The sequence below is a fragment of the Roseovarius nitratireducens genome (assembly GCF_002925845.1).
Taxonomy (GTDB): Bacteria; Pseudomonadota; Alphaproteobacteria; order Rhodobacterales; family Rhodobacteraceae; genus Roseovarius; species Roseovarius nitratireducens.
This window is the reverse complement of record NZ_PDNI01000030.1, coordinates 21,220-33,459: the sequence shown is the minus strand read 5'-3', so window position 1 is coordinate 33,459 and position 12,240 is coordinate 21,220. Positions and strand designations below refer to the sequence as shown.

The window sequence follows — 12,240 nt, the reverse complement described above, 5'->3', positions numbered from 1 at the left end:
AAGCGAAGTCCTGGCGAACAGTTTAACGAGCATATGAGAATACGTTGCTGCGACCAATTTCAAAGCGAACTGACCATACACGGGCAAGACAATCTGCGGCGTTGGACTCCCCATGCGTAGATGAACAGCCGCACCAGGCTATCTCAACGGGAGCAGAGGAGAAACGCATGTCCCTACTCGCCCTCGTGGTAGTCACCGGCTTGATATTCCTTGTCGCTGACGCCGTCATGCTATCGAAAGTCATCAGGCCGATCTTCGCGCAGCACTTGGCAGAGACGCTTCGCGAGGGGATACGTCTCCTCCCGGCCGCACTTTTCTACCTCGTCTATATGGGGGGCGTCGTCTGGTTCGCGGGTTGGCCGGCGCTGCGCGACGGAACGCCTGCAACGGCGTTTGTCAACGGCGCCATACTGGGCTTTGTCGCCTATGGCACTTACGAGCTGACCAGCTGGACGGTGATGCGCGACTGGCACCCGTTGATGGTGGCCGTCGACATGGCCTGGGGTGCAACACTCACTGCGGTGGCGGCCTGGGGCGGGGTCATGGCTGCCCGAGCCATCGGCTGAGAGGAAAGCCAGTGCCGTTGTGAGAGGTTTCAGCTCGGACAAAGGTTCAAGAGACGGCTGTGAAAGAGGGATGGGGCAATAGATTGGATCGAGCCAGCCAATTCTGTCGACCCACGATCACCCCAAACTCCAGAACGCAACGCCAGATTTGCAGGCACGCGGTTACTCCGAACTGGTCTATCAGTCGGCGCTAGGTGATCAATTCTTGAAGCCCAAGTTTCCCTTAGACTTCCGAGGTTGACCTATATCATCGCAGACAGCGGGAAATTTGCCTAACGACTAGGTGTAACTTCACACGCTCGTTCGACAGGGAGAGGTCCGATGCATGGATACCCGGCTGTCACGCGGCCTCGGGGTATCCCCTCCTTTTCAGTAGGCCCTTTCCTTGCGATCACGTTCCTAATCACGTGGGGGGTAATCGGGCTCTACATCGCTCTGCCCGAGCGCGCCGCAGCGTGGTTCGGCAAGATCAGTGGGGCGCATCCGCTGTTCTTCCTTGCGACTTGGGCACCTGCGATTGCCGCGTTCGTCGTGGTTCTCTGGCATGGTGGCACTACGGGGCTCCGGCGCTTCCTGGCGCGGCTTCTGCTCTGGCGCAGCACGGCAGGTTGGACGGCGTTCATCCTGCTCGGTCTGCCGCTAGTATTCGTCGCGGGATCGCTGATCAAGGGTGGCCCGATCCTGGCACCGCTGCCGCCAGAAGGCGCGCGGCCGGTGCTGGCCGTGATGGTCATGATGCTGTTCCTCGGACCCATTGAGGAATTCGGATGGCGCGGGGTCTTGCAACCGCTGCTTCAACGCCACATGGCCCCGATTCGGGCCGGTTTGCTGATCGGTGCCACCTGGGGTTTCTGGCATCTTCCCGCCTTCTACCTTGCAGGAACGGTCTTCGGCGGTTGGAATTTTCTGCCCTTCTTCCTTGGCAACGTGGTGCTGGCTGTTCTGGTGACACCAGTTTTCAACCGCACCGGTGGCAACTTGCTATGGCCGATGCTGTTCCACTGGCAACTGATCAACCCGTTCTGGCCCGACGCTCAGCCCTGGGACACGTGGATCCTCGCCGGTGTCGCTGTTGTCGTCGTCTTGTGGAATCGCAAGACGATGTTCACCCGCGACGGTGCCGTCACGGAGATCCTCACGGTCCCGTCGCGCGGCCCTCAGCAGGCGGCGGGGTGAGCGCCATGTGGGCTGCACTGGCAAAGCTTGCTACGGTTCTGTCGCTTGCGGTTGCAGGTCCGGCATTGGCGGATGGCAAGACGAGTCTGCCAACCCGGCTCGCCGACACGCTTGAAGGCTTCCGCGACCGTCACGGTTTCCCCGGGGCGACAGCCGCGATCGTGCTGCCGGACGGAACCGTCGCAACCGCCGCGACGGGCCTTGCGGATATCGAGGAGAACCGGGCCATGACGCCCGGGACACGGATGCTGGCCGCGAGCATCGGCAAGACCTTCGTGGCAGCGACCATTCTTTCGCTCGAAAGCGAGGGACTGTTGTCGCAGAGTGACCTTCTGGCCGAATTTCTCGGAGATCGTGCCTGGTTTGCTGACTTGCCCAATGTCAGGACCATCACGATCAAGCACCTTCTGCACCATCAGTCCGGGTTGCCGGATCACACGCATCTGGTGGAGTTCCAGAAGGCAGCCGCAGCGCAGATCGCCTCAGGTGTGCGAGCGATCACCCCTGAAGAGTTGCTCGCTTTCGTGACTGGACGAAGGCCGCTGTTCAAGGCGGGCACCTCATGGGCTTACAGCGACACGGGTTATGTCCTTCTCGGCCTCGTGATCGAGGAAGTGACGGGACGGCGCTACTACGATGTCGTCGGTGAGACGTTCCTCACCCCCCTTGACCTGAGCGATACGATCCCAGCTGACCGGCCCCATCTTCCCGGCCTCGCGGTGGGCTACACGATCCCCGACAACGCCTACGGTCTTCCGGTGCGCACGGCAGAAGCCGACGGTCGGCTCGTCTGGGACCCGACCGTAGAATGGACTGGCGGCGGATTCGTGTCCACCTCGTCTGATCTCGCGCGCTGGGGGCATGCACTATTCGCCGGTCAGGCGATGAAGGCCCCGTATCTCGACAGGCTGCTCGACGGTGTGCCGGTGTCGCCGGCTACGCCTGACATCCTCTACGGTGCCGGAGTCGCGATCTCCGCTCAGACACCGCTCGGTCCCGTCTACGGTCACGGCGGCTGGATTCCGGCCTATGTCTCGAGCCTGCGCCACTACGCCGATCACAGGGTTACGGTGGCTTTCCAGATCAACAGCGACGCGGGCGTGATTGATGGAGGTTCCGACCACGTCGCAGAGCTTGAGACCGCGCTGGCACGGCTGGCTATCGAGGGGCTGGAATGATCTCCCGTCGCGCGGTTCTGACAGGTCTGGGCGGCCTTGTGTTGGCAAGCGGCGCCTATGCGACCGGCGCCTACCGGAGCGCGATAGCGGCGGCGGATGCGAGGCTGGTCCGGAAAAGCAGCCTGATCGAGACAACCGCCGGGGCGTTTGAATACGCCGTGGCCGGCAGCGGACCGCCGGCGATGATGATCCACGGCACCGGCGGCGGTTTCGACCAGGGCCTTCTCTTCGCCCACGCGCTCCGCGAGAAAGGCTTTCGAATCGTCTCGCCCTCGCGGTTCGGTTACCTTCGCAGCGCCTTTCCCCTTGATGCTTCGCCTTGGCATCAGGCCGACATCCTCGTGGAACTCCTCGACCACCTGGGAATAGAGCGCCTGCCCATCATCGGTGGTTCGGCCGGTGCCCTGACAGCCGCCGAGTTCGCGCTGCGACATCCCGAAAGGTGTTCGCATCTCGTCCTGCTGGCGCCGGCGGCCAACCTGACCGGCAAGGACCCGGTGGAATTCAGTGCCCTGCAGCGAACAACGCTCAATGCCGTGCTTGGATCGAACCTCGCCTTCTGGGCACTTGCCACCCTGGCACCCGGCCGGATGATCCGAACTTTGCTTGCAACGGACCCTGCTCTCCTTTCGCGCGTCTCACCGGAGGAACAGCGGCGCGCAAGCCTGATCCTCGATGGGCTTCTGCCCATCAGCCGCAAGACGGACGGGTTGCGAACAGATGGCGTCTGGGCTGGGACACCCTCCCTGACTGCCTACCAGGATATTACGGTGCCGACCCTGATCATGTCCTGCGAAGACGATCTCTTCCGAACCGCCGAGACCGCGCGGCACCTGGCCGATCGCATACCGAATGCGACACTGAGGGTCTGGCCGGAAGGCGGACATATCTGGCTGGGACATGACACCGACGTCGCCCGCGAGATCGCTGATTTCGCAAGGAGTCACTGACAAGAAATGGAGGTAATCAAATGAGTTGGAAAAGGATTATGCTAACAGAGTTCGGCGGACCGGAACAGCTGGAAGTCCAGACCGTCGACGCGCTCCCCGAACCAGAAGGGTCCGATGTGCGCATCCGCGTCCTGGTGACAAGTGCTGCGTTTACCGACCTGATGATCTGCAAGGGCCTGTATCCGGACGTGAAGGACAAGCCGCCCTTCACCCCCGGCTACGACCTTGTCGGTGTGGTGGATGCAACAGGTCCCGAGGCGACCCGGTTTCGTCCTGGAGACCGGGTCGCGGACCTGACCACCATCGGCGCCTATTCCGAGTATGTTTGCCTGCCCGAGGACAGTTTGACATCCGTGCCCGAAGGCGTCTCAGAGGTCGACGCCCTAGGCATGATCCTGTCCGCAGTGACGCCCTTCCAGATGCTGCACCGTGTGGCCAAGATGCAGAGGGGGCAAAGCCTTCTGATCCACGGGGCGGGCGGAGCGGTCGGCACGGCGATGCTGCAGCTGGCGCGGGATGCGGGGATCACCGCGCTCGGCACCGATATCACAGCAAAGCACGACCTGATCCGTGGCCTTGGGGCCACGCCGATCGAGGCGGATGCGCCGGAAGCGGTGCTTGAAGAGGCAGTGGGTGACGGTGTCGATGCTGTCTTCGACCCTCTCGGTGGCGAGAGTCTGTCGCGTTCGCTCCATGCGCTGAAGCCGGGCGGGAAGCTTGTCGCCTTCGGTTTCCAGAACGAGGTGCTGGGGCGCGGCGGGTCGATCCCCCTGGATTTCGTGAAGCTCAAGCTGTGGGACTGGCTGCCAAACGGTCACGCCACCGCCTTCTATTCCATCGGCGCGATGCGACGGAAACACCCCGAATGGTTCCGCGAGGATCTCGCAAATCTTTTTTCGATGCTTGCAGAAGGCAGGATAGCCCCAGTTGTCGCGGAGGTGGTCCCCTTGGAGCAGGTGCGCGATGCGCATAAACGTATCGAAGCTGGAGCGGTGGCGGGCAAACTGATCCTGAGGGTGTCGGACCCATGACCAAGACCCGTTGAAAGGCTACGGGCGCGCCCCAGCGGCCAGGACAAAGGAAAGCAGCTTGAGCTGTTGCCGCCCCAGGCAACAATCAGCGCCACCAGGGCATGCCTGAAGACTGCCGCGATCTGCCAGCCAGCCGCCGATACTGTCGCTCACGCTTCCCATCGTCCGTGCGCGGCAGAAGAGGCCAGTGGTCAGGGTGCCAATGGTTCACGCCTGCTTTACCAGTTATGTCCAGTCAATCGGTCACCTCGCACAAGAAAGCGCCCGTCGATTCGAAGCGCGAGCGGCTCTCCGGAGATCGGCGGCGCACCTGCCGGTGCGGGGCGTTGCGCATGGATATGTAGGTGCGGCTCGGTCGAGGCACCGGAGTTTCCAATCTCGCCCAGCCGATCCCCGGTGGCAACGGAGTCACCCGACGAAACTCTCACGCTTCCCTTCTGCAAGTGCGCGAAGACGATTTCGACATCGTCACAGCGAAGAATGACATGATTGCCAAGACGATTGACCTGATCTTGCTCCGGCACCAGGAAATCCGGCATTCCCCCCTCCGCCGCGACCACTTCGCCCGCACAGGGCGCATGCAGGGCAGCACCGAGGATTGCATAGGCCGAAGGCTCAGTCGGCCGCCACCCCTTCGCGCGCAGGCCGAAAGGCCCCAGTCCGAAGAAATCCACCGCGTAGGATTGGCCACGCCAGGGCCGGAAACGTTCAATGCTGGCATCCAGCGTCTTCACATGTGCATTCACCACAGCATTGGACCCGCCGTTCCCGACGAGATAGCGACCCGGGCCAAAGGGGTTTTCGATGTCGATGACCTCCACCGGCGGTTCACTGCGCCCCATCAGCGCGCGTGTGCCAAACCATCCCGTCTCCCTAGCGGTCTGGGTAGCCCTAATGCGATGACACAGATCAATTCAGTAAGGGTGACCGCATTAGGGTATCCCTCCGGCGGAGGCCGTCTGACGGGATTTCGGCGTTGGTGACAAGTCCGACCTTATGGCCGACCATACGTTCAGACCCGAGATCGAAGTTCTGTCTGCCGCGGACGTGCCTTACCGGCGGCACTGGAGCGATGCGGACAAGATCCGGATTGTTAAGGAGAGCTTCCTGGGGCATCGCCAGGTGACAGCGACGGCTCGGCGGCATGGCGTGTCGCACTCCCTGCTGACGATATGGCGGCGGCAATATCGGAGCGGTGAACTTGGTGACGAGACATCGCCCACGTTCATCCCGCTGACGCTCCCGCCGAAGGCGTCCACGCTCATGCCTGCGGCTGCGCCGGTAGCGCCGCACACCCCCCGTGACGCCCGGCTCGAGAACGTGCTGAGGAATGGGCGGCGGCTTCTTGTCCCTTCGTCGGTGGACCCGGAGGAATTGGTGCCGCTCATTCCGGTGCTGGAGGGCCGATGATTGCCTTCCCGGTGGGGGGTGCGCGTGTGGATCGCGGGCGGGGTGGGCGGATCATCGCGCGCCTTGAAGCGTTGGAACGGCTACTTCTTTTTGGTCTCACCGATATTGAGCGGTGCCTTGCCCTTGATGGAATCCGCTGTTGCCAGGATCTTTTCCTTGGCCTTCTTCGGTTTCTTGGCTTCCCGGTTGCCGCGTTGCTTGTCGCCCTTTGACATTTCGTATCTCCTTGGATGGATGGTTTTCAGTCATTTCGATCAACTTACAGCTCTTCGGTTGACCCGGTTGACGGCGCGAATGCCGACCTTCCGGACCGGTGTGTCATTCGTCTACATCATGCCACCCATGCCGCCCATGTCTTCCATGTCGGACATGCCGCGGCCTGCTTTGGATTGTTGCGCTTTCTCGGCGATCATCGCTTCGGTCGTGATCAGCAGTCCCGCAATCGAGGCCGCGTTCCCCAACGCGACGCGCACGACTTTGCTCGGATCGATGATACCGGCCTTCAGCATGTCGCCGTAGGTTTCCGTCTGTGCGTCGAAGCCGAAGCCGGGGCTCGTGTTCTCAGAGACCTTGCCGACAACGACCGATCCGTCGACACCGGCATTCTCGGCGATCTGGCGCAGCGGTGCCTGGACCGCGCGAGCGACGATCCTGATGCCGGCAGTCTCGTCGGCATTCGCACCCTTGAGATCGGCCAGGACCTTGCCGCCTTGCACAAGGGCCACGCCACCACCCGGCACGATACCCTCCTGAACCGCCGCACGGGTGGCGTTCAGCGCATCATCGACCCGGTCCTTGCGCTCTTTTACCTCGGTCTCCGTGGCACCCCCGACCTTTATCACGGCGATGCCGCCGGACAGCTTTGCAAGCCGTTCCTGCAGCTTCTCCTTGTCGTAGTCCGAGGTCGTGTCTTCGATCTGGGCGCGTATCTGGGTGACACGCGACGCGATCGCATCCTTGTCGCCCGCACCATCGATGACAGTTGTGTCATCCTTGGTGATCGTCACTTTTCGCGCAGACCCGAGCATGTCCATGGTGACCGTCTCCAGCTTGATGCCGAGATCGGGGGAGATCACCTGTCCGCCCGTCAGGATGGCCAGGTCCTCAAGCATCGCCTTGCGGCGATCGCCGAAACCCGGGGCCTTGACTGCCGCGACTTTCAGACCGCCGCGCAGCTTGTTGACCACCAAGGCGGCCAGCGCTTCGCCCTCGATGTCCTCGGCAATGATCAGAAGCGGCTTGTCGGCCTGAATAACCGCCTCTAGCAGGGGCACCATCTGTTGCAGCGATGACAGCTTCCTTTCGTGCAGCAGGACGACGCAATCCTCGAGTTCCACACTCATCTTCTGCACGTTAGTGATGAAATAGGGACTGAGATAACCACGGTCGAACTGCATGCCCTCGACCACCTCGGTCTCGGTCTCGAGGCCCTTGGCCTCCTCGACGGTGATGACGCCCTCGTTGCCGACCCTTGCCATCGCATCGGCGATCTGCCGACCGATCGCGGTCTCGCCATTGGCAGAGATGGAGCCGACCTTGGCGATCTCGTCACTGTCGCCCACGGGGCGTGACATCGCGCGGATCTCGGCGACGACGGCATCGACGGCCTTGTCGATGCCACGCTTGAGGTCCATCGGGTTCATGCCGGCGGCAACCGCCTTCATGCCTTCCTTGACGAGCGCATGTGCCAGAACCGTGGCGGTCGTGGTCCCGTCACCGGCTTCGTCATTGGTGCGGCTGGCGACTTCCTTCACCATCTGCGCGCCCATGTTCTCGAAGTGGTCGGAAAGTTCGATTTCGCGGGCGACGGTCACTCCGTCCTTGGTGATGCGCGGCGCGCCGTAAGGCCGGTCGAGAATGACATTGCGTCCCTTGGGGCCGAGGGTGATCCGGACCGCTTTGGCGAGTGTATCCACACCTTTCAGCATGCGGTTGCGTGCGTCGGTGCTGAATCTGACATCCTTGGAAGACATTTCGGTTGCTCCTGAAATGGGGGTTCGGCGTAGGCGTCGGGCTCAGGCCATGATGCCGAGAATGTCGCTCTCCTTCATGATCAGGAGATCCTCGCCGTCGAGACGGATCTCGGAGCCGGACCACTTGCCGAACAGGATCCTGTCGCCGGACTTGACCTGCATGCCGATAAGATCGCCATTTTCAGTCCTTTCCCCGGCGCCGACGGAAATGACATCGCCTTCCTGTGGCTTTTCCTTTGCGGTCTCTGGAATGATGAGACCACCACCGGTTTTCTCATCGCCTTCGATGCGGCGGACGAGAACTTGGTCATGAAGGGGTGTGAACGGCACGGAAACGCTCCTTATTCGGATTTCCAGGGGAGCATGGCGATGTCCGGAAGCGCTTTGGCGCTCGCCATACCGGAGCGCCAACAATATGGAGATGATGCGTCACCAGGGATTCGACAATGGCCTGAGCAAAATATCTCTCTGCTTCCGATCAAATAATGGCCATAGGTGCTCCCGCACACCCTCGAAGCTCGAATTCACAAGTGCCGAACCGAGTTTCCGCCAACGATGATCGAATTCTTGAGGTCCGCGACGGACTGATCCCTCGGGAAGGGCGTTGCGCGGATAGCCGAAGCGCGAAGGCACGACGATCTGGAAGCCCGCCTCATCGAGGCCGAATGTCTCCAGCAGACGCAGGACCTGCACATACTCACGCCGACCCATCTTCAGCATGTGTGCCTCCATGAGGCGGCGCAGGGTCTGGAACTGTTCGGGCAGATCCCACTCCGCCAAATGCGCAGCCTGATCCAGGGCATTGATCTTGCGTTCGATCAAGGGAAGGTAGTGGATCGGGTCGAAGACGACATCTTCGCGTGCGTAGCACCGCGGATGCCGGGCGATCACGTCTCCCCGGCAGCCGATCACGACCTGATCGACATAGCCGCGAACCCAGACATCCTGATGGCCATAGTCGCCCTTCTTAGGACGGTGGACGGAGCCGGACGCGGCTCCGTCCCTTGGCACTATTGCGCAGCCTGAGCGGCTTTTTCAGGCATGATGTTATGATTCAGCCGAAACAAGTTCTCCGGGTCGTAGTTCGCTTTTATCTTGCGGAGCCTTTCAAGGTTTCCGCCGTAAGCGTCGCCAAGACGGCCTTCCTCGTCGTCGGGCATGAAGTTGACATAGACGCTGGGGGCTGAGTCTGCCGCAGTCTTGTCGAACAGATCACGCGCCCATCCGATGCAGGCCTTGTCATTGGGTGCCTCGCTCCACCGCGTGTGCACATTCATTGTGAAATGTGCCGCGCGCTGCGGGAAAGCTGTCGCATCACTGGCAACGCGTGCCATCGCACCCCCCACATGCGCGATGAAGACTTCGCACTGCGGATCGGGCAAGGCATCGATCGATTTGAGGATCGCGTCAATGGTGCGATCTGTCAGTTCGATGAAGTCGCGGCTTTTCCAGTAGTTGCGTTCTCCAGGCGTCAGCAGCGGGTCGAACGCGGCCTGCCAGCCGACGAAGGGATGCGGGCCAATCACGTCAACGATTGGCGAGCCGAGTTCGCGAAGCCCAGCCATTGCGGCCTCGCCCTCTTTCATGTCGCCGGAATAGCAGGCAGCAAAGATCAGCACCTTCTCGCCGTGCCATTCCTCGGGTAGAAACGGCAGAGGCGGGGCCTTGCGTATGACCGACCAGACCGTGAGTTCATCGGGGGCTGCATCACAGATCGCGCGGAATTCCTTGAGCAAGGCAGGGGCCTCGGCGATCGGATGAACAATGAGACCCGACAGCACCTCCGGTCCCACCGGATGGAGGCGGAACTCGAATGATGAAACGACTCCGAAGTTACCCCCGCCGCCCCGGATCGCCCAAAAGAGATCCGGGTGCTCAGCCTCACTTGCACGGACGACGCTTCCGTCGGCAGTGACAACATCGGCGGAGACGAGGTTGTCGATCGTCATCCCGTATTTTCGCGTGATCCAGCCGAAACCGCCACCGAGCGTCAGGCCGGCAATTCCGGTGGTGGAATTCACACCGACCGGAAGAGCCAGTCCGTGAAGCTGCGTTTCACGGTCTACGTCGGCCAGCAGGGCGCCGGCCTCCACTCGGGCGGTTTGAGCAACCGGATCGACATGGACCGAGCGCATCAGCGATAGGTCCAGCATCATCGCGCCGTCTTCCACGGCAAGTCCCGCGATCTGGTGACCGCCGGCGCGCACCGACATCAGGATGCCATTGTCGCGGGCAAAGTTGACGGCCGCGCAGATGTCGCTGGTGCCGAGGGCTCTGACGACAAGGCCCGGACTCCTGTCGATCATTCCGTTCCAAATGGTGCGGGCCTCTTCAAAGCCGTCTTCACCCCGGGTGGCGGTGTATCCTCGCAGCGCACTGTCAAGCAATTCGCGCGTTTCCGATTCGATCGTCTTTGTGCGGCCATTCAGACGTTTGAGTTCAATCACGGATCCCATGTTATCCTCCATGTCATTACTGACGGCACGGCGAAATTGCCTGCCGACATTTGTAAGCTTGTGGACGTTCGGTGGTGTGCCGGGTCCTATGGATCAGGATGCTGATTCTCTTCTGTCGCATCTAGTGTTCAGACTGGACCAGGGCAGTTCAGAAAATGGACTGGATGCGTAGGGCTCTTGGGCGCTATCATGCGCGAGAGCAATATAATCAGGGACATGTGCATGACCAATGCCAGCTACCGCCAGTTCTGCCCGGTCGCTATGGCGGCAGAGATACTTTGCACAAGGTGGACGATGGTGCTCATACGAGAGCTCGTCGCCGGATCGACACGATTCAATGACCTGCGGCGCGGTGTTCCGAAAATGTCCCGGACACTGCTTGCACAGCGGCTGCGGGAGCTTGAGGCCGCTGGCATTGTCGAGCGCCGTCCCGTCGCCGGGTCGCAAAATGTCGATTATGTGCTCACCCAGGCCGGGCGCGACCTGTTCCCGGTGGTCGAGGCGTTCGGTCTGTGGGGGCAGAAATGGGTTGAAACTAACCCATCACTCGAGAATCTGGACGTGTCGCTGCTGATGTGGGACATGCGGCGTAATATTGACCCGAGCCCGCTACCAGACGAACGTGTAGTTCTGCAGTTGCATTTCCACGACCTCCCAAAGTCTCAAGGAGACTGGTGGCTGGTGGTCGAGCCCTCTGGAAAGACCGACCTTTGCCTGACCGATCCCGGCTTTGATGTTGACCTGTTCATCTCCACAGACCTCCGGACGATGACATCAGTTTGGATGGGACTGACGACAGTTGCGGCCTCGTCCGGCAAGTTCGAGCTTGATGGCCGCCGTGACGTAGCCGAAACCATGCAAAAATGGTTGGGCCTAAGCCCCTTTGCCATGCAGCGTAAATTTGCTTCATAGCGGCCTAAAGGTTTTCAGCAGGTTTGACAGAGGTGATATCCTCCACCTGCTCCATCTCTCTCACTTCCCGAAGATCAAGTTGACCGACGCCTGTGCGCGGCTGGTCAGACGCGGATCGCTGTTGCCCGAGGCCGCGCGGATCGCCTCGATCCAGCCCAGCTCGTTCGCGGTGACCGGCGTGCCGAATATCTCGACAATCGCCGCTGCCGCCGTCCTCCCGACCGCCTGCTCCAGGGCGAGGCGCATCAGGTAAGCCAGGTCCACCTCCAGGGCACGCGCAAGTGCCGGGACGCGATCGAGCGCCGCCTTGGACTTTCCCTGCTTGATCATCGTGATCATGTTCGGGTTCACAAAGCCCGCCTGCGCGGCAATCTTGGACTGCGTCTTGCGCGGCTTCAGCTCCAGAATGCGGCGTTCCAGATACTGGGCCAGCACGGTGTCCTGATACGGTTTCTTGGTCATCTCTGCTTCTCTCATCTGTGTCGCAGCACACGCTGCTTGCTTTCATTATAGAAAACAGATGCTTGGGGATGCGTGGCGGGATGAGAAAACCTGAAAGCCATTGATACCGCATATTTCTCAGACCGA

At 61.3% G+C, this 12,240-nt stretch carries 13 protein-coding genes and 1 pseudogene; 7 read left to right on the top strand and 7 right to left on the bottom strand.

Annotated elements, in window-relative coordinates:
* Nucleotides 1-167 precede the first annotated feature (167 nt).
* The 5 genes from CRJ03_RS05860 to CRJ03_RS05840 all read left to right on the top strand — a co-directional run bounded on the left by CRJ03_RS05860 (nt 168) and on the right by CRJ03_RS05840 (nt 4,901).
* Nucleotides 168-566, top strand: a complete 399-nt coding sequence (locus CRJ03_RS05860) for a DUF2177 family protein (RefSeq protein WP_104017969.1) — start codon at nt 168-170, stop codon at nt 564-566.
* A 321-nt stretch (nt 567-887) separates the two neighbouring features.
* Complete coding sequence (locus CRJ03_RS05855) at nt 888-1,742, top strand: CPBP family intramembrane glutamic endopeptidase (RefSeq protein ID WP_104017968.1); 855 nt, start codon at nt 888-890, stop codon at nt 1,740-1,742.
* A 5-nt stretch (nt 1,743-1,747) separates the two neighbouring features.
* Complete coding sequence (locus CRJ03_RS05850) at nt 1,748-2,920, top strand: serine hydrolase domain-containing protein (protein ID WP_104018002.1); 1,173 nt, start codon at nt 1,748-1,750, stop codon at nt 2,918-2,920.
* Complete coding sequence (locus CRJ03_RS05845; RefSeq protein WP_104017967.1) at nt 2,917-3,870, top strand: alpha/beta fold hydrolase; 954 nt, start codon at nt 2,917-2,919, stop codon at nt 3,868-3,870. The genes CRJ03_RS05850 and CRJ03_RS05845 overlap by 4 nt, the downstream gene beginning before the upstream one ends.
* A gap of 20 nt (nt 3,871-3,890) precedes the next feature.
* Nucleotides 3,891-4,901 carry a medium chain dehydrogenase/reductase family protein gene (locus tag CRJ03_RS05840; RefSeq protein ID WP_104017966.1) on the top strand — a complete coding sequence of 337 codons (1,011 nt, stop codon included), beginning with the start codon at nt 3,891-3,893 and terminating at the stop codon, nt 4,899-4,901.
* Nucleotides 4,902-5,119: 218 nt separating this feature from the next.
* Here CRJ03_RS05840 and CRJ03_RS05835 read toward each other — a convergent pair whose 3' ends face one another.
* On the bottom strand, nt 5,120-5,722 hold the full coding sequence (locus tag CRJ03_RS05835; protein ID WP_165375256.1) for a M23 family metallopeptidase: 603 nt from the start codon (nt 5,720-5,722) through the stop codon (nt 5,120-5,122).
* A 175-nt stretch (nt 5,723-5,897) separates the two neighbouring features.
* Here CRJ03_RS05835 and tnpA point away from each other — a divergent pair, with 175 nt between their 5' ends.
* The gene (gene tnpA / locus CRJ03_RS05830; RefSeq protein ID WP_104017964.1) at nt 5,898-6,311 is read left to right on the top strand and encodes an IS66-like element accessory protein TnpA; all 414 of its coding nucleotides are present in this window, start codon (nt 5,898-5,900) and stop codon (nt 6,309-6,311) included.
* A gap of 80 nt (nt 6,312-6,391) precedes the next feature.
* Here the strand turns inward: tnpA and CRJ03_RS20425 are convergent, their stop codons facing one another.
* The 5 genes and pseudogenes from CRJ03_RS20425 to CRJ03_RS05810 all read right to left on the bottom strand — a co-directional run bounded on the left by CRJ03_RS20425 (nt 6,392) and on the right by CRJ03_RS05810 (nt 10,740).
* A complete protein-coding gene (locus tag CRJ03_RS20425) occupies nt 6,392-6,526 on the bottom strand; it encodes a hypothetical protein (RefSeq protein ID WP_276308222.1) in 135 nt (44 codons plus the stop codon).
* 111 nt (nt 6,527-6,637) lie between these two features.
* Complete coding sequence (gene groL / locus CRJ03_RS05825; protein ID WP_104017963.1) at nt 6,638-8,284, bottom strand: chaperonin GroEL; 1,647 nt, start codon at nt 8,282-8,284, stop codon at nt 6,638-6,640.
* A gap of 42 nt (nt 8,285-8,326) precedes the next feature.
* Complete coding sequence (locus tag CRJ03_RS05820; protein ID WP_104017962.1) at nt 8,327-8,614, bottom strand: co-chaperone GroES; 288 nt, start codon at nt 8,612-8,614, stop codon at nt 8,327-8,329.
* 327 nt (nt 8,615-8,941) lie between these two features.
* A pseudogene (locus CRJ03_RS05815) lies at nt 8,942-9,277 on the bottom strand (Mu transposase domain-containing protein); the annotation flags it as partial.
* Between the two features lie 17 nt (nt 9,278-9,294).
* A complete protein-coding gene (locus tag CRJ03_RS05810; protein WP_104018001.1) occupies nt 9,295-10,740 on the bottom strand; it encodes an FAD-binding oxidoreductase in 1,446 nt (481 codons plus the stop codon).
* 222 nt (nt 10,741-10,962) lie between these two features.
* On the opposite strand from CRJ03_RS05810, the gene CRJ03_RS05805 reads away from it, so the two are divergent.
* Nucleotides 10,963-11,652: a winged helix-turn-helix transcriptional regulator gene (locus CRJ03_RS05805; protein WP_104018000.1), complete on the top strand. Its 690-nt coding sequence runs from the start codon at nt 10,963-10,965 to the stop codon at nt 11,650-11,652.
* A 60-nt stretch (nt 11,653-11,712) separates the two neighbouring features.
* On the opposite strand, the gene CRJ03_RS05800 is transcribed toward CRJ03_RS05805, so the two are convergent.
* The gene (locus tag CRJ03_RS05800; protein ID WP_104017961.1) at nt 11,713-12,114 is read right to left on the bottom strand and encodes a helix-turn-helix domain-containing protein; all 402 of its coding nucleotides are present in this window, start codon (nt 12,112-12,114) and stop codon (nt 11,713-11,715) included.
* Nucleotides 12,115-12,240: the final 126 nt, after the last annotated feature.